19 protein-coding genes are annotated in these 16,901 nt (G+C 61.4%); 5 read left to right on the top strand and 14 right to left on the bottom strand.

What is annotated here, in order from left to right:
* Positions 1 to 47: 47 nt before the first annotated feature.
* The 7 genes from pcaC to LJD17_RS05010 all read right to left on the bottom strand — a co-directional run bounded on the left by pcaC (position 48) and on the right by LJD17_RS05010 (position 5,824).
* Positions 48 to 404, bottom strand: a complete 357-nt coding sequence (gene pcaC, locus LJD17_RS04980) for a 4-carboxymuconolactone decarboxylase (RefSeq protein WP_264478291.1) — start codon at positions 402 to 404, stop codon at positions 48 to 50.
* A gap of 22 nt (positions 405 to 426) precedes the next feature.
* The gene (pcaD, locus tag LJD17_RS04985) at positions 427 to 1,221 is read right to left on the bottom strand and encodes a 3-oxoadipate enol-lactonase (protein ID WP_227383058.1); all 795 of its coding nucleotides are present in this window, start codon (positions 1,219 to 1,221) and stop codon (positions 427 to 429) included.
* A gap of 8 nt (positions 1,222 to 1,229) precedes the next feature.
* Positions 1,230 to 1,946, bottom strand: coding sequence for an ABC transporter ATP-binding protein (locus LJD17_RS04990; RefSeq protein ID WP_227383059.1), 717 nt, complete (start codon positions 1,944 to 1,946; stop codon positions 1,230 to 1,232).
* Positions 1,927 to 2,691, bottom strand: a complete 765-nt coding sequence (locus tag LJD17_RS04995; protein ID WP_227383060.1) for an ABC transporter ATP-binding protein — start codon at positions 2,689 to 2,691, stop codon at positions 1,927 to 1,929. Before LJD17_RS04995 ends, LJD17_RS04990 begins: the two co-directional genes overlap by 20 nt.
* Entirely contained in the window at positions 2,688 to 3,701 is a 1,014-nt protein-coding gene (locus LJD17_RS05000) for a branched-chain amino acid ABC transporter permease (RefSeq protein ID WP_406600763.1), read from the bottom strand. The genes LJD17_RS04995 and LJD17_RS05000 overlap by 4 nt, the downstream gene beginning before the upstream one ends.
* A gap of 1 nt (position 3,702) precedes the next feature.
* A complete protein-coding gene (locus tag LJD17_RS05005; RefSeq protein ID WP_227383061.1) occupies positions 3,703 to 4,566 on the bottom strand; it encodes a branched-chain amino acid ABC transporter permease in 864 nt (287 codons plus the stop codon).
* A gap of 79 nt (positions 4,567 to 4,645) precedes the next feature.
* The gene (locus LJD17_RS05010; RefSeq protein ID WP_227383062.1) at positions 4,646 to 5,824 is read right to left on the bottom strand and encodes an ABC transporter substrate-binding protein; all 1,179 of its coding nucleotides are present in this window, start codon (positions 5,822 to 5,824) and stop codon (positions 4,646 to 4,648) included.
* A gap of 193 nt (positions 5,825 to 6,017) precedes the next feature.
* Here LJD17_RS05010 and LJD17_RS05015 point away from each other — a divergent pair, with 193 nt between their 5' ends.
* A complete protein-coding gene (locus LJD17_RS05015; RefSeq protein ID WP_227383063.1) occupies positions 6,018 to 6,785 on the top strand; it encodes an IclR family transcriptional regulator domain-containing protein in 768 nt (255 codons plus the stop codon).
* Between the two features lie 70 nt (positions 6,786 to 6,855).
* Here LJD17_RS05015 and LJD17_RS05020 read toward each other — a convergent pair whose 3' ends face one another.
* The 5 genes from LJD17_RS05020 to LJD17_RS05040 all read right to left on the bottom strand — a co-directional run bounded on the left by LJD17_RS05020 (position 6,856) and on the right by LJD17_RS05040 (position 12,268).
* Entirely contained in the window at positions 6,856 to 7,608 is a 753-nt protein-coding gene (locus LJD17_RS05020; protein WP_227383064.1) for a glycerophosphodiester phosphodiesterase family protein, read from the bottom strand.
* Positions 7,609 to 7,619: 11 nt separating this feature from the next.
* Positions 7,620 to 8,540 (bottom strand): ABC transporter permease subunit, encoded by a 921-nt coding sequence (locus LJD17_RS05025; protein WP_227383065.1) that lies wholly within the window; start codon positions 8,538 to 8,540, stop codon positions 7,620 to 7,622.
* Between the two features lie 2 nt (positions 8,541 to 8,542).
* Positions 8,543 to 9,454 carry an ABC transporter permease subunit gene (locus tag LJD17_RS05030; protein ID WP_406600764.1) on the bottom strand — a complete coding sequence of 304 codons (912 nt, stop codon included), beginning with the start codon at positions 9,452 to 9,454 and terminating at the stop codon, positions 8,543 to 8,545.
* A 73-nt stretch (positions 9,455 to 9,527) separates the two neighbouring features.
* Positions 9,528 to 10,850 (bottom strand): extracellular solute-binding protein, encoded by a 1,323-nt coding sequence (locus tag LJD17_RS05035; RefSeq protein WP_227383066.1) that lies wholly within the window; start codon positions 10,848 to 10,850, stop codon positions 9,528 to 9,530.
* Between the two features lie 35 nt (positions 10,851 to 10,885).
* Positions 10,886 to 12,268 (bottom strand): sn-glycerol-1-phosphate dehydrogenase, encoded by a 1,383-nt coding sequence (locus LJD17_RS05040; protein WP_227383067.1) that lies wholly within the window; start codon positions 12,266 to 12,268, stop codon positions 10,886 to 10,888.
* A gap of 195 nt (positions 12,269 to 12,463) precedes the next feature.
* On the opposite strand from LJD17_RS05040, the gene LJD17_RS05045 reads away from it, so the two are divergent.
* Complete coding sequence (locus LJD17_RS05045; RefSeq protein WP_227383068.1) at positions 12,464 to 13,420, top strand: sugar-binding transcriptional regulator; 957 nt, start codon at positions 12,464 to 12,466, stop codon at positions 13,418 to 13,420.
* A gap of 21 nt (positions 13,421 to 13,441) precedes the next feature.
* Here LJD17_RS05045 and LJD17_RS05050 read toward each other — a convergent pair whose 3' ends face one another.
* The gene (locus tag LJD17_RS05050) at positions 13,442 to 13,942 is read right to left on the bottom strand and encodes an invasion associated locus B family protein (protein ID WP_227383069.1); all 501 of its coding nucleotides are present in this window, start codon (positions 13,940 to 13,942) and stop codon (positions 13,442 to 13,444) included.
* Positions 13,943 to 14,135: 193 nt separating this feature from the next.
* Here LJD17_RS05050 and LJD17_RS05055 point away from each other — a divergent pair, with 193 nt between their 5' ends.
* From LJD17_RS05055 to LJD17_RS05065, 3 genes are all read left to right on the top strand, one after another.
* Positions 14,136 to 14,552, top strand: a complete 417-nt coding sequence (locus LJD17_RS05055; RefSeq protein WP_227383070.1) for a hypothetical protein — start codon at positions 14,136 to 14,138, stop codon at positions 14,550 to 14,552.
* A 123-nt stretch (positions 14,553 to 14,675) separates the two neighbouring features.
* Positions 14,676 to 15,647 (top strand): ABC transporter ATP-binding protein, encoded by a 972-nt coding sequence (locus LJD17_RS05060; RefSeq protein WP_227383071.1) that lies wholly within the window; start codon positions 14,676 to 14,678, stop codon positions 15,645 to 15,647.
* Positions 15,644 to 16,405, top strand: coding sequence for an ABC transporter permease (locus LJD17_RS05065; RefSeq protein WP_227383072.1), 762 nt, complete (start codon positions 15,644 to 15,646; stop codon positions 16,403 to 16,405). The genes LJD17_RS05060 and LJD17_RS05065 overlap by 4 nt, the downstream gene beginning before the upstream one ends.
* A gap of 102 nt (positions 16,406 to 16,507) precedes the next feature.
* Here LJD17_RS05065 and LJD17_RS05070 read toward each other — a convergent pair whose 3' ends face one another.
* Entirely contained in the window at positions 16,508 to 16,900 is a 393-nt protein-coding gene (locus LJD17_RS05070) for a GFA family protein (protein ID WP_227383073.1), read from the bottom strand.
* Position 16,901 lies beyond the last annotated feature (1 nt).

Genomic DNA, 16,901 nt, shown 5'->3' on the forward strand with positions numbered 1-16,901 from the left:
CTCCTTCGTGCCACGCACGAAACGCGCGGGCTCGCTTCCGGCCCGCATTAGGAACCCTGATCCATGTCGGCGAACGCTTTCTTGACGATCTTGAAAGCATGGTTTGCCGCCGGAACCCCGGCATAGACCGCCACGTGCAGCAGAGCCTCGCGAATGTCTTCCCTGGTCGCGCCGGTATTGCGGGTCGCCCGCACGTGCATTGCGACTTCCTCGTCATGGCCGAGGGCCGCCAGAAGCGCGATGGTGACGATGGAACGCTCACGCTTCGTGAATTGAGAGCGCGACCACACCGATCCCCAAGCGCCTTCCGTAATGAAGGCCTGGAAGTCGGCATCGAATTCCGTCGTCTGAGCGACCGCCCTGTCCACGTGCGCATCGCCCAGAACCTGACGCCGGACCGCCATCCCGGCCTTGTAACGTTCGCTCTCAGACAAGCCTCGCCTCCTTGAGATGCATCTCGATCAGCATCGCCAGCTCGTAGGGGCGCTCGATGCATGGAATATGCCCTGCCCCTGCAATGATCTGGAAATCCGCTCCGGGGATCAGCGCAGCGGTTCGCCCCACGAGGTCTGCCGGCGTCGAGCCGTCCTGATCGCCCGCCAGGCACAAGGTCGGAGCCGCGATCCTGCCGGCATCGGCCGTAAGGTCGGCATCCCGAATGCCTGCGCATGTCCCCGCATATCCCTCCCGCGGGGTGCGAAGGAGCATGTTGCGCCAACCCGCAAACTCATCGGCATGGCTCTTACGGAACGCGGGCGTGAACCAACGCGCCAGGACGCCCTCTACGACCGCCTCCAATCCGTGCTGCTCAACGGCCGCGATGCGCTCGGCCCAGGTCTCCGGCGTTCCGATCTTTGCAGCCGTGCAGCAGAGAACGAGAGCCGTGACCCGCGCCGGTTCCCGTACGGCCATCCGCTGGGCGATCATGCCGCCGACGGACAGGCCGACGATGGCGGCCTGCCGTATGCGAAGGATGTCCAAAAGCGCGATCAGATCATCGACATGGTCGTCGATCGTGTAGGGCCCAGGCGGCGCGTCGGACAATCCATGTCCCCGCTTGTCATAGACGACGACCCGAAACCGGTCGAGAAAGGCTGACGCGACATCCTGCCAGATGCGAAAGTCGCTGCCCAGGGAGTTGCTGAAGACGAGGGTCGGGCCATCCGAGCGGCCAAGAACCCGATGATGAAGAACGATGCCGTTCGCACGTGTGAAAGCCATGGCTGCGCTCAATGAAGGGAACCGACGCCGATATACTGCTCGACGAGATCTTGATCAGATCGCAGAGCCTCGCTTGTGCCCTGCCAGACAATTCGCCCCCGTTCCAGGATCAGGACGGCATCGGCGAAATCGAGTGCGCTCTCGATGCGTTGCTCAACGAGAAGGATCGTCATCTCCCCCGTGGATGCGAGGCGCGTGAGCGCAGCCATCAACTCATCACAGATGACGGGAGCCAAACCCTCGAGGGGTTCATCGAGGAGCAGCACGGATGGACGTCCGAGGATCGTGCGAGCCGTGGAGAGCATCTGCTGCTCCCCTCCGGATAGTTGCCAGCCGAGATTGCGGCGCCGTTCATGCAGTCGAGGAAACATCTCGTACGCTTCGGCAATCGCGCTGCGCGGCCGGTTTTTCAAGCCCGCGAACAGGTTTTCTTCGACTGTCAGCGAACGGAAGATATCACGGGTCTGAGGAACGAGGCCGAGCCCTCGCATCGCCCGGTCGCAGCTCTTCAGACTGGCCACGTCCGTGCCATCGAGCCGGATCTCGCCCCCGTAGCGTTTGGTCAGGCCCATGAGGCTTGAGAGAAGCGTCGTTTTCCCCATGCCGTTCCGCCCGAGGATGGACAGGCGTCCGCCGGCCGGAACCGTGAAGGACACGTTCTCCAGGACCACCGTCGGGCCGTAACCCGCACTCAATTCACGGATCTCAAGCGACTCTGCGGGCATGGGCGTAATTTCCAAGATAGGCTTCGCGGACCTTCTCGTTGGCTGCGACGTCGGATGGCAGCCCCTCGAAGATGATCTCGCCCGCCGCCAGAACGACAACCCGCCTGGCGAACCGGAAAACCAGGTCCATGTCGTGTTCGATCATCAAGACGGCGAGGCTCGGCGGCAGATGCTCCAGAGCCTGCTCGATCCGGGGCGTCTCCGTGGACGGAACGCCCGCCGCAGGCTCGTCGAGAAGCAAGACCTTCGGCTTCAACGCGAGGGCGATGGCGATTTCAAGCAGCCGCTGCTGCCCATAGGCGATCTCGCCCACTTTCCGGCGCGCGACGTCGAGAAGGCCGAGCGTCCGCAGCAGGGATTCCACCTCCGCCGAAACCTCCGCATCGCCGCGAAATCGCCCGATGATCCGCGTTGCTCGGCCCAGCCGCTGCAGCACGGTCAGGGTGACGTGCTCTTCCGGCGTCAGATCCGAGAAGAGCCGTGTGACCTGAAAGGTGCGCACGAGCCCTTTGCGAACCCGGCGGACGGCCCCAAGCCCCGTCACATCTTCTCCGTTGAGGACCACGCGCCCTGAACTTGGCCTCAACTGGCCTGTCACCAGGTTGACGAAAGTCGTCTTGCCTGCGCCGTTCGGCCCGATGAGAGCGAGCCGGTCGCCGGCATTCATCGCAAGATCGATCTCACGGCTGACCGCGAGCCCACCGAAAGACTTCGACAAGCCTTCGACCCGGAACAGTTCGCTCATGGCTGCTCTCCGTTGCGTCCCCGGAGCCTCGGCCTCAGCCTGCTCACAAGACCGCCCAGACCGCCGGGCGCGACGAGCACGACGGCAATCAGCAATGCGCCGACCATGGTCATCCAGTGGAAGGGGTTGATCGCCGAGACCACATGCTCGAAGCCCATGAAGATCACCGTTCCGATCAGTGCCCCATAGAGGCTGCCAAGCCCTCCAAGGACCAGCATGACCAAGGAATTGGCGGAGAGCTCGAAGCTCACGCTGTCGAGCCCGACGACTTGGGTCGAAATAGCCGCCAGGGCGCCGCCCATTCCGGCAACCGCTCCTGAAATGACGAACATCTTCAGCAGGACGGGAAAGACGAACGCACCCATGGAGCGGATGCGGACCGGATCCTCCTTGATGCCACGGCAGAGCACGCCGAAGGGCGAGGCAACCACGAACTTCAGGGCAATGAACACCAGGACCAGCAAGCCGAGGCCGAAAAGATAAGCCGTCCGGCCCCACAGGTCGAACTCGAAGGTTCCGAAAAGCGGGCTTGGACTGAACCCGGCCAAACCGTCGCTGCCGCCCGTATAGGCGGATGCCTTGTTGGCGGCCTCGTGAGCCAGTTGCACGATGGCGATGGAGAGCACAAGTTGCGCAAGGCCGTGCGCGCGCAGCATGATCGTTCCCATCACGAGACCGGCACACGCGCCCGCAACGGCTCCGATGGCGATCAGCGTCATCGGCTCGGTTACACCGCGCAGGCAAGCCATGCCGGCCGCATAGGCGCCTGCGCCAAAAAGGGTCGCCTGCCCGAGGGACGCAACGCCGCAATATCCCACCAGAAGATCGAGCGACAGAACCAGGAGCGCAATCGCGATGACGCGCGTGAGCAATGCAAGGTTATCGGGAAAGAGCCAATATCCCGCAGCGCCCGCCGCTAGGATGAGGACAAGGCCGGCTCCATCGCGCACGAGATGACCAGCGGCCTTCGGGGGTGACGCGACCGGTCGGGATTTGGCGATCACCTGCACGCTACTGGGCCCTTCCAAGGAAGCCGCGCGGGAAAACGCACACAATGGCAATCACGGCGGCATAGAAGAAGAAATTACCGAAATCGGGCATCAGGTAGCGGCCCGTTGTATCGATGGCTCCGAGCACAAGGCAGGCAAGAAGTGCGCCCGGAATGGAGCCTGCTCCTCCAACGGACACGACCACCAGAAACGTCACCATATAGCGAAGGGCGTAATAGGGCTCGATGGGCAGGAATTCGGCGGCCACCACGCCTCCGAATGCCGCCAAGCCCATGGCGATGGCGAAGCTGATCGCATAGACGACCTGGGTCTTGATCCCGAGCGCGTCCGCCATTCCGGCATTGTCGACCGTGGCGCGCAGCTTGATGCCGAATGCGGTCTTCTCGATCAGAAACCACAAACCTCCCGCGACGATGACCCCACAGGCCATGACGAAAAGACGATGCCCTGCGACGGTGCGGAATCCGAGGTCAACCGGTGTCGAGAGAGCAGCAGGCAGGGGAATGGTCTTCAGGGTGGGGCCGAAGAAGAAGTTGGTGATCCCGATCACGCAGAACGTGATGCCGATCGTCATGAGAACCTGGGTCAGCTGGGGACTGCCGTAGATCCGGCGATACAGCAAACGCTCGAGCGGAATGGAAATCGCGATCGTCCCAAGAATGGCGAGCAGGATCGCCACCGCATATCCCGTTCCGAGCTCGCGCTGCGCATAGGACGCGATGTAGCCGGCGATCATCGCGAAAGCCCCATGCGCCAGATTGATCACCCGCATCAAGCCCATCGTCAACGAAAGGCCGATGCAGATGATGAAGAGCGCCATTCCATAAGCGAAAGCATCGATCGCGATGCTGAAAACCGTCTGCATGAACAATCCCGGTCGGCAACGACGAAACAGAGGCCAAGGGCGCCGTGTCTCGCCGCGCCCTCGACCCGATCAGGCAGGATTATGGGGTCGCGAGCCCTGGATCCTTCTGGTTCGGAAAAGTCTGGATTTCCTTGTTGTAGGTCTTCCCGTTCGCGTCCTTTGCAACCTCGCGGAGGTAGATGTTTTCCGTGATGTGACGGGTTTCGGCGTCGATACTCACCGGGCCGCGCGGGCTGGTCCAGGCAAGTCCCTTGACGGCATCGACGGCTTTCTTCGCATCCTGCTTGCCGTCCGTTGCCTCGATCATCTTGTAAATGACGTGCATGCCGTCATAGGCACCGACGGCCGGGAAGGAGAGCTGGTCGGCCCCTCCGACGGCCTTCGTGGCCGCCTCGACGAAGCGCTTGTTTTCGGGAGAATCGTGCGAGACGGCATAATGGAAGGTCGTCAGAAGACCGAGTGCGCCGTCACCGAGGGCCGGAAGATCCGATTCCTGCGTCAGGTCGCCGGGCGCAAGGAACTTGATACCGGCCTGCTTGAGGCCCGTCTCGTTGTAAGCCTTCACGAAGCCCAGAGTGGTCGGGCCGGAGGGGAGAAACGCGAAAACCGCGTCGGCCTTCGAGTCACGCACACGCTGCATGATCGGGCTGAAGTCATTGGTGTTGAGCGGCATTCTCAGCGACTCCACCACCTGTCCGCCGGCGGCCTCGAAGGCCTTCTTGAAGGCCACTTCCGCGTCGATACCGGGGCCGTAGTCGCTGACCGCCGTAATGACCTTCTTGATTCCCCGCTCGATGGCGATCTTACCGAGAGGCGTCGTCGTCTGAGCCGTCGTGAACGAGGTCCGCACCACGAGCGGCGACTGAGTCATGATGGCTGACGTCGCGGCGTTGAAGATCACGAGGGGCGTATTGGCCTGCGTCAGGAGCGGCGTGATCGCCATGGCATCCGGCGTGAAGTAAACCCCGCCGAGGTACTGGACCTTGTCCTTGACGATGAGCTCCTGGGCCAAAGCCCGGGATTGCTGCGGATTGGCGGCGGGCAGATCCCGGTAGATCACCTCGATGTCGTGACCTTTCACCGACTTGCCGTTGAGGGCCATATAGGCCTCGACGCCAGCCTGGAAATTCTTGCCCTGGAGAGCGAACGGCCCGGAGAACGGCCCGATGATCCCCACCTTGATCGTATCTGCCGCGGCCGCGACCGTTCCGGCGAGAAGCGCGCCGATGGCCGCGCAGAGAAGCTTCCTTCCAGACATTCCAATCTCCTCCCAGGAGCCGCCTTGGCCTCATTGAACAGGGCCCGCGGTCTCACATTAGCCGATGGTCTCATGCTTCGTGCGCATTGCGAACATTGAAAACCATATCGAACATGAAGTACATCTTCTCGAACAGTGTCAAGGCTACCAAAGTCCACACCGCCGGCAAACGCCGGGCATGCAGAGGGTCATCATGGAGTCCGGAGCGACGGAGGATCGGGATTTCGTTGCCAGCCTGGAGAAAGGGCTTGCGGTCATCGAAGCCTTTGACGCCGATCGTCCGCGCATGACCCTGACGGATGTGGCCAATCGCACCGGAATTACCCGGGCCGCCGCACGCCGCTACCTGAAAACGCTCACAAGGCTCAATTACGCGGATTTCGACGGGCGGTATTTCAGCCTCTCTCCCCGCATCCTCCGCCTTGGCTATGCCTATATGGCCTCTTCGTCCCTCGCAACGCGGGTTCAGCCGTTTCTCGAGAGAATTTCCGCCCAAACCGGAGAATCGAGTTCGGCCGCCATTCTCGATGGCGACGATATCGTCTACATCGCCCGCTCGGCCACGCAGCGCATCATGTCCGTGAACCTCGGTGTCGGAACCCGCCTGCCCGCCTATTGCACCTCGCTTGGCCGGGCCATCCTCGCCTATCAGCCGGACGAAGCGCTCGAGGCCTATCTCAAACGGGTTCGCCTGGAGCCGAGAACGCCGAGGACCCTCACGAAGAAGCAGGAACTGCGCGCCGCGCTGGAAACCGTGCGTCAGGAGGGCTGCGCCGTCATCAACGAAGAACTGGAGCTCGGCCTGCGCTCGATTGCGGTACCGCTTTTCCAGGCAAACGGGACCGTTCGCGTCGCGTTGAATATCGGAACCCAGGCCGTGCGGGTTCCGGCCGACGAGATGAAGACGAGGTTTCTTCCCCCCCTTTTGGAGGCGACCGAAACGCTGCGCCGGATCCTTTAGGCTTTTCTCCGGAACCGGATCGGCGTCACAGCAGGAAAACCTTCGCTTTTCGGGATCGGGCGACGACCTTTCAGACCGGCACTTCGGCGAGGCGACGCCGTAGCTCAAGAGCCAGATCCGGCCGATCCGTCGTGATCTGGCGGATCGGCTGGTCGAGCCAGTGGGCAAGATCCTGCTCTTCGTTCGGAACCCAGGCCCCAAGGCGCTCCGTTCCGATTGCCGACAGGAACCGATCCAGGGTGTGAATGAGCAGCGCCTTCTCGACAGCGATGTAGCAACCACGAATTCCGGCAAAACGCGCAATGGCCCGGTCGAGGCCGCCGAGCATCTCCGCGGAGCGTCTGTCCAGGGATGCGAGCACCGCGATAGCGGGATCAAGTCCCCTCACCTGCTCCAAAACCTCCGGGGCGAAACAAGTCAGAAGCGATCGGCCCTGGAGCTCATGACGATGGACGGCTTCGAGAACCCCGGCCTCGAGGCCTTCATAAGGATTCCCGATCACATCGGTCTTGATCTCGATGTGAAGCTCCAGATCGCTCCGGCCGAGCACCTCGAGCACCTCGTCGAGGCTGGGAATTGTCTCGTCGCTGTCGCGCAGGGAAATCCCTTGAAGGTCCGCGAGAGTCTTCTCCCCGACGGGGCCGGACCCGTGGGTCGTCCGCTCGAGGGTCGGATCGTGAATGACGACAAGCTTGTTGTCTCGCGTCCGGTGAACGTCGAACTCGACCCCTTCGACGCCGAGGGCAATCAGCTTGCGAAAGCCCTCGAGGCTGTTTTCGGGCCACAGGTTTCTGGCGCCGCGATGACCGATGATCTTGACCATGAAAGGAGACCCTATTTGCTGCTGTCCACGAGGCCGCGGACGAACCAGCGCTGCATGATGAGAACGACAAGGACCGGCGGCAACATCGTCAGCAGCGCGCCGCTCATGGCGACGTTCCAGGCCGGCTCCGTATCCGAGCGCGGAATGAGGTTTTTGACGCCGATCACGGCTGTGGCCATGTCCTTGTCCGTGGTGAACAGAAGGGGCCAGAGATACTGATTCCATCCATAGAGAAACAGGATGATCGACAGGGCGATGATGTTCGAGCGGGACAGCGGCAGCAAGATCGTCCAGAAGAAGCGCATCGCGGAGGCCCCATCGAGGCGTGCTGCCTCCAGCAGCTCCTCCGGAACGGTGAGAAAGAACTGACGGAACAGGAATGTCGCGGATGCGGACGCAATCAGGGGAAGGATCAATCCCTGGTAGGTGTTCAGCATGTTCCATTCGAGGGAGATCTCGACGCGATATCCGGTCAGCGCCTCCCAGAGACCTGAGAGGTTGAGCCCGTCGACCACCCACTGGATCGGCAGGGCGGCATTCGCGACCGACTCGTATGTCGGCACGATGCGGACCTCCACCGGCAGCATCAGGGACATGAAGATCAGCCAGAAGGCAAGGAGCCGGAAGCGGAAGCGGAAATAGGTGATCGCGAAGGCCGACAGGAGCGAGATCGCGACCTTTCCGACCGTGATGCCAACCGACACGATCAACGAATTCACCAGCAGTCGGCCGAAACTCACCTTGCTCCAGGCCGTTGCCAGATTTTCGAGAAAGTGGCCGCCGGGCAGCAGGGGCATGGGAACCTGCTGCACCTCCTGCATGGTGAGAGAGCCGGCGACAAACGCGAAGTAGAGCGGCATGCAAACCAGCACGATGCCGCCGATCAGGAGCAAGTGGCAGATGATGGTGAGGAGAGGTGAACGTTCGACCATGATCAGATGCTGTAATTTACTTTTCGCTCGACATATTTGAACTGCAGCAGCGTCAGCAGCAGCGCGAAGCTCATGAGCAGCACCGATTGCGCCGCCGACGAGCCGAGGTCGAGATTGACGAAGCCGTCTTGAAAGACCTTGTAGACCAGGATGTTGGTGGCTCCCGCAGGGCCGCCATGCGTCACCGCGTCGATGATCGCAAACGTCTCGAAGAAACCGTAGACGAAATTCATCGTTGCGAGGAAGAAAAGCGTCGGCCCGAGGAGCGGCAACGCAATCTGGAAGAACCGCTTCACCGGCCCGGCCCCGTCGACCGCCGCCGCTTCCATGAGAGATTTCGGAACGGCCAGGAGGCCCGCGACGAGGAAGATATAATCATAGCAGATATGCTTCCAGGATGCCGCCAGGATCACCAGCAGCATCGCATCACTGCCGTTGCGGTTCGGATCCCAGGCGAAACCAAGGGATTTGATGAAGAACGCAATTGGACCGACCGCCGGATTGAACAGGAACGCCCACATGACGCCGGCGATAACGGGCGCGATCGCGTAGGGCAGAAGAATGACGCCCTTGTAGGCGGACTGGAAGCGCACCACCCGATCGGTCGCGAAGGCAAGGATCAGCGCGACGACGATCGTCACCACGTTTTGGCCCAAGGTGAACCAGATCGTCACCCAAACCGAATTGCGGTAGCTCTCGCTCGCGAAAAGCGCGGTGAAGTTATCGAACCAGACGAAATGAACCGTGGCGCCGAACGGATCCGCAAGCAGGAATGCCTGGGCCAGAGCCCGGAGGGACGGAATGAAGAAGAAGAACAGGAGAATGAGAAGCTGCGGCAGAAGCAGGAGGGTCGGCAATCCGGCCGTCCTGAAATGGGCATGCTTCAGGCCTGGTTCGTGAGGAGGTACGACCACAAGTGAGACTCCACGGGACGAAAAAAATAAAGCGGCACGGGAGGGAGGAAGAACCCCGCGCCGCCTCGTCCGATCAGTACTTGCCTTTGTTAAGACGCTCGTACTGGCGCAGGATTTCGTTGCCCCGCTTTACGGCATCGTCCATGGCCTGCTGCGCGTCCTTCTTTCCGGCGAAGAGCGCTTCGACCTCTTCCCGCTGGGCGAACATGGACTGCGTGAAGTTGCCGAAGTGGAATCCGAGGGAATTCTCCGTCGGCGTACCGCGGTTGAGCTGCTGGATGGCGATCTCTCGGGTCGGGCTTTCCTTGTAATAGCCTTGAGACTTGGCAAGTTCATAAGCCTTGTTGGTCAAGGGCACATAGCCGGTAGCCTTGTGCCACCAAAGCTGCGTCTCGGGTTTTGCCAGGAAGTCGAAGAAGGCGGCGATCGCCTTTTCCTCTTCCGGCTTATGTCCCTTGATCACCCACAGGGCTGCCCCGCCGATCGTGCTGTTCTTTGGCTGGCGGCCCTCCTCCCAGGGAAGGAACGTCGCGCTCCAGCTGATCTTGGAGTTCCGCTCGATTCCGCTATGCGCCGCTGTCGAGGCGAAATAGGTCGCGCAGGTGCCGGAGGTGAAGAGCTGCTCCGGGCTGAAGCCCTGACCGGCAATCTGGAGGATGCCGTCGTCGAGCCAGCGCTTCAGGCGGGCAACCTGCGGAACCACGAGGGTCTTGTTATAGACGAACTCGGTATCGAGACCGTTATAGCCGTTCGCCTTGGTCGCGTAGGGCTGATCGTTGATGGCGCTGTAGTTCTCGATCATGCTCCAATGATAGTCGGTCGCAAGCGCCGTACCGCACCCCGAGGCTCCCGACTTCTTGACGGCATAAAGCTGCTTTTCGAACTCGCCCCAGGTTTCGGCCGGCTTGTCGAAGCCCGCTTTCTTGAACTGATCCTGATTGTAATACAGGATGGGAGAGGACGAATTGAAGGGCATGGCGGCAAGCCTGCCCTTGTATGCGTAGAACCCGGCAACCGGTTTGATGAAGTCGTTCCAATCGACCTTGTGGCCGGTCTTGTCCATCAGATCCTGGACTGGGACGATGGCGTCCGAGAGCAGCATCGTCATGAAGCCGCGCTCGTAAATCTGCACGATATGGGGCGGGCGCTTGGCGCGGTAGGCGGCGATCGTGCTGTTGATCACCTCGTCATAATTGCCTTTGTTGACCGCAACGACTTTATATTGGTCGTTGGACTCATTGAATTTCTTGACAAGCTCGTCGACCCGCTCGCCGTTGACGCCGTTCATGGCGTGCCACCATTGAACCTCGACGGGTTGCGCCACTGCCGCATGGCTCGACAGCCCGAGCGCGATGGCGCCTGCTGCAACATAGGCCCTTAATGAAACTGCGTTCACAGGTGATCCTCCCTTTCGATTATCGTTCGTTACGTTCATGCCGATGCGACACGTTGCCCATCGGCATGCGAGCGCCGTCCCCAAAAACCATCCGAGGCGAAGAGGGCGGCGATTCCCTTGTCCAGCCACCCCAGCTCATCAAGAAGATCGAGCAGGGTATAACGGCGGCGGATCAGACGGGCGCGTCGGTAATCTGCCGCAAATTTCGTCAGCGAAACCCCAAGATCCTGCGGATGTGCCGGAGCGCCCGCCTTCTTGAGCCAAGCCTCCATCGTTGCCGCGGGAACGCAGGCTTGGCGCAGTTCGTCGCGCAGCGCCGGCCAACGCTTCGCCAAAATCGAAAGGCGTTCTTGACGATAGGCGGCCCTCTGCCCCTTTATCGCCATCTCGGTGCGGGCGCTGTCCGCCAAGTGCCCTTCCGGGAATCCTGCGGCGATCTCCGCCTCGATCCGCTCGGGCGAGGATGCAGCGTCGATGGTCTGCCTTAGGGTATCCTGGGTGATGTCCTGGGCGAGAAACCACTCGTAGAGGGCCAGGATTCCGACGGTTCCGATGGCCACGCAGGCACCATGAGCGGCGGGTTCGCCCTCGAACGTCAGGCGCTCCATTTCCCAAACGTGCGAGATGAGATGCTCGGCTCCGCTGGCCGGCCGGGAATTGCCATGGGCCTGCATGGCAAAACCTGAGATCAACAACCCATTGACCAGAGCCCCCGTGGCGACAGGATCGCCCGCGGCAATCGCTGCCGGCTGCCCGAGCCATTCTCGGACATTGTCCTGCACCATGCCGAAAGGCTCTGCGTTGATCGGTTCCTCCCCCAGGGCATCGGCCAACTTCCAATCGGCCCCGGCAACAACCTTGCCGGCGAGATCGCCATAACCCCATCCGGCCATGCGCCTCGGAGCCCGGGCGACGATATCGAGATCCGCCACCACGGAAATCGGCGGCGCGCAATCGAGCGTGCGCTTGAAACCATCATCCAGCAGCGCCGCGCCCGAGGCTGCGTAGCCGTCCATCGAAGCCGCCGTGGCGACGCAGACATAAGGAGTTGCGGCGACCTGAGCCGCGTATTTGGTCAGGTCGTTGATGACGCCGGATCCCACCGAGATGGGAATGCCGCCGCGCTCCCGTACGATCGCCGCGATCTCCCGCGCCGTTTTCGCATGAGGCTTCACACGCGGCTTTTCTCCAAGAACGATCGGGTCCGCGGTCAGATGGCCGGCGTCACGAAGAACGGACATCGCATGACGTCCCGCCGCCTCCATCGTGTTGTCGTCCGCCACCACGATCAATGGTTTCCCCTTGAAATCCCGGACGCTCTCCGGCAGCGCATCCAGGGCATCCGGCGCCACAAAGACGCTACGGGTTACCGCCGCTTTCTGGATTGCCCGGTCGAGTGCACGTGCCTGATCGGCCATCACTTCCTCACTGGAGAATACATTTGAATAATTTGTATTACATTTGTATGACACTGGCAACGGATCTCTGCCTTCGGCTTTCGGATAAGCCGCAAGGCTCCTAACCCGGGGCATGGCGGGACCTTGGCCGGCTTGTGGATTGGAGGCAGGTGTGACAATGGCGTTTGGTAACAGCGTTTCTTGAAAGCTCCGGCCATGAACCAATCCGACGAGCAAATCGAAGCCCGGGTCGCCTGGCTTTATTTCATGGAGGGGCTGACTCAGGCGGACATTGCCGAGAAGCTCGGCATGACGCGTTTGCGGGTCAACCGTATGCTGGTGGAAGCCCGCACCAGCGGACTTGTCAGCATTACGCTGAATTCGCGCTTCTCAAGCTGTACCGCCTTGGAGCAGAAGCTCGTCAGGGACCTCGGGCTCAAGGCGGCCATCATCATTCCGACGCCGCAAGATCCGGCCCTGATTCCGGTCCTGATCGGACAGGCAACAGGCGAATATCTGTCCCACCACCTGTCGGAGACCAACGTCAAGGGCCTTGGACTTGGCTGGGGTGCAACCCTTCGTGAGACCATCCGGAACATGCGAACCGGGCGGTATCCGGATCTGTGCGTCAACTCGATGATGGGCGGGCTGACCCATGGCCTGGAACTCAACACCTTTGAAACCGCCAGCGGCCTTGCCAACCGGTTGAACGCGCAGTGCCAGTATCTTGCGGCCCCGATCTATGCGGGCAGTCCGGAATCGCGGGACATCATCCTGGCGCAGGACGTGTTCCGCGAGGCTTTCGAGCGTATCAGCGCCAACGACATCGCCATACTCAGTATCGGCGACCTTTCCGAGCGCTCGCTACTCGTGCGTTACGGCCTTCCGCGTGACGTCTCCACCGATGAGCTGCGTGAGCATGGCGCGGTCGGAGATATCCTGGGCCAGTTCTACGACGCGAACGGGAGCGTGATCGACCACCCGCTCAACCGCCGCGCCATCGCGCTGCCGCTGGATGGGTTGAGCCGGATTCCCACGGTCGTGCTCGCGTCCGGCGGCGAGAACAAGACCCTTGCGGTCGCCGGAGCCCTGCGGGCCAAGCGCGCATCGGTTCTCGTCTGCGATGAAGATACGGCGCGCAAGGCTTACGATCTCGTTCGCGGCGGAGCATGATCCGCGCTTTGCGATCCACCGTCAGCGGCAAGCACGCGCGGCTCTTTGAAGGGCGGAGGAGACGCCTTTGAGGGAGAATGTGTAGGTGGTCTGATTGCCGCGTCGCGACTTGGCCTCCACGGTCATCACACTGCCTTTCCGAAGCGCCTCCATGAACTCCCTTTCCCGCTCCTCGCGGCGAAGCCATGCATAGTGCCCTCGCGGCAACATGGTGAATTCGGTCCCATCCACTGAAACCCGGATGGCTTCCGGGGCGAAATCATAGCCCGCGCTCAAGCTGGCCTCTGTCCCGTTGGCGCTACGCCGATTGTGCCGAATAGCAAAATTCACGCGCCCATGATCAAGGTTCTCAGGTTTCATCGTGTCCGCGTCTGAATAGATATAACAGACCTTCGTGTTATTCTCGTATGAAGACCAGGCGCTCCAGTTCTGGAAGGCGCCTAAAGGCTTGATATCTTGAGCCAATGCGCTGGAACAGGACAGGATGACGAACGCCAATGCTGACGCAATGAACCCCTTCATTCAGAAACTACTCACTTTTACGGTGTGAAAGACGCGCGAACCTTTCAGCCGGAAGTTACTGAAAGGTTAAGAATGCACCGTGCTCTCGCGAGCGTGAACGGACCGTTCCATCGCGGCGCCAACGAACCGTGACGCTCAGTGCCCGAAAGTCACCACACTCGGCCACTAGCCCATCGGCAACAGGAGATTACGAATGGCTGGATTGACCGAACTCGCTCCCATGGCAGCGGCCCTTTTCCTGGGCTTCTGCTTGCTCTGGCTGCTATGGCGGGCCTTCCGCCGCCTGACCGGCGGATCCCCGGCGGAGCGGCGCGAGCCGGCCCTGCATGAGACAGCCGTTCCGGCGCAGCCCGAGCCGGCGCCGGTGCGCCGCGAGCCCACCCTTGCCCCGCAGCATGCCGCCCCCGTGGTGCCGGATGCCGCCGATATCCTGGCGCTCAAGGCCAGCATCGATGCGCTGACCAAGCAGATTGCCTCCCTCGAGCAGCGCCTGATCCCGGCAAATTCCAATATTCCGACCGCCGAGAAATCCGCCCCAGCCGCTCCGAGAACGCCGTCCCTCGACGTCCTGGCAGAGGTTCCCCTGGTCGTTCCGGAGCGTCGGCGCTGATCCCTTCTTCACCGAGGCTTGATGAATGGCGCCAGCGGTCGTAAACCCCTGACCCCGCCGCCTCCAGGAGAATCGGCGGGCGTTTGACGTCACTCCATTCCGTGCCGAAGGGACAGGTGGCTCATGAAGCCGCTCGACGACAGGCAGGCGCCCCGGCCTGCTGCCAGCCAAAGCACCGTGATCTCGGTGTCTCAACTCAGCAAGATCTACGCATCGGGCTTTCAGGCCCTGCGTAACGTCAATCTCGATATCCGCCGTCAGGAGATCTTCGCCCTCCTCGGCCCGAACGGCGCGGGAAAGACGACCCTGATCAGCACGATTTGCGGCATCGTCAGTCCAAGCTCGGGCCGCGTGAGCGTGGACGGCCACGATATCGTCCGTGATTACCGCGCGGCCCGCACCCGGATCGGCCTGGTTCCGCAGGAACTCTCCACGGACGCGTTCGAGAGCGTGTGGGACACGGTGAAGTTCAGCCGTGGCCTGTTCGGGAAGGGTCCCAACCCGGCCTATATCGAGAAAATCCTCAAGGATCTGTCCCTCTGGGACAAGCGCGACACGAAGATCCGCGCCCTCTCGGGGGGCATGAAACGTCGCGTGATGATCGCGAAAGCGCTGTCGCACGAACCCGAGATTCTCTTTCTCGACGAGCCGACAGCCGGCGTCGATGTCGAATTGCGGCGCGACATGTGGGACATGGTCCGCCGCCTGCGGGAGAACGGGGTCACCATCATCCTGACGACCCACTACATCGAAGAGGCCGAGGAGATGGCCGACCGGGTCGGCGTGATCCGCAAGGGCGAGATCATCCTTGTGGAGGACAAGGCGGCGCTCATGCGCAAGCTGGGGAAAAAGCAGCTGACGCTTCACCTGCAGGTGCCATTGCAAACGCTGCCGCCGGACCTGCGCATTCCACAGCTCGATCTCTCGGCGGATGGGACGGAGCTGGTCTACACCTTCGATGCCCAGAGCGACCAGACCGGCATTGGGGAATTGCTGCGGCGTCTGACGGAACACGGCATCGATTTCAAAGATCTGAACACATCGCAAAGCTCGCTCGAAGAGATCTTCGTCAGCTTGGTGGGGAACCACGCATGAACATTCACGCGATCAAGGCCATTTACGTCTTCGAAATGGCGCGCATGTTCCGTACTCTTCTCCAGAGCATCGCCTCCCCGGTGATTTCCACATCCCTGTATTTCATCGTTTTCGGCTCCGCCATCGGTGGGCGCATGGCCGAGATCGATGGGGTCAGCTATGGGGCCTTCATCGTGCCGGGACTGATCATGCTGTCGATCCTGACGACGAGCATTTCAAACGCATCGTTCGGCATCTACATGCCGAAATTCAGCGGCACGATCTACGAGGTTCTGTCCGCCCCGATCTCGGCGATCGAGATCGTGATCGGCTATGTGGGCGCCGCGGCGACGAAGTCGATCATTCTCGGGCTGATCATCCTCGTGACGGCACGCCTGTTCGTGTCGTTTTCCATCGCCCATCCCCTCACGATGCTGGGCTTCCTCGTCCTTACGTCGGTGACCTTCAGCCTTTTCGGTTTCATTATCGGAATCTGGGCCGACGGCTTCGAGAAGCTGCAACTCGTTCCGATGATGATCGTCACGCCTTTGACATTCCTCGGCGGCAGCTTTTATTCCATCAACATGCTCCCGCCGTTCTGGCAGAAGGTCACTCTCTTCAATCCGGTCGTGTATCTCGTCAGCGGCTTCCGCTGGAGCTTTTACGGCGTCTCGGATGTGGCTGTCGGCATCAGTCTCGGCATGACCTTCGTGTTCATGGCGCTGTGCCTCGTGATCGTCTCGATCATGTTCCGGACGGGCTATCGGCTGAAGGCCTGATCGCAAGTCTCACGTCCCTGGCGCCAGCGGCAGGAACGATTGGCGGAAACGTCGGATTGCACGACAGGCAACCTTTTTCGCCGTCGTGCTCTTTCGTCTCGCCTACTCTTCGGCGCGACTCGTGGCGTCGCGATCGCGTTCGTACCGTTTCGTGAGTGGAAACGGCGGCAGCCATGCCTCGCGTCGGATAGTCCAGAGTTCGTATGTCGGCATCAATTGGTCCGGGGCGTCCAGGGATCCCAGGCTCACTTCGATTTCGTCCGCGGTGCGCGCGAAAACGGACGAACCGCAACGGGGACAGAAAAACCGCCCGGCATAGTCACGCGTCTCACCGTCGATGGTTACGGCATCCTGAGGGAATATCGCCGAAGCGTGAAAAAGAGCCCCGTGATGTTTGCGGCAGTCGAGGCAATGACAAAGGCCGACCCGGTATGGACGCCCCGACGCCACAATCCGGACATTGCCGCACAAGCAACCACCGGTGAATCGGTCCATG

It is taken from the genome of Microvirga rosea, assembly GCF_020595095.1.
Lineage (GTDB): Bacteria > Pseudomonadota > Alphaproteobacteria > Rhizobiales > Beijerinckiaceae > Microvirga > Microvirga rosea.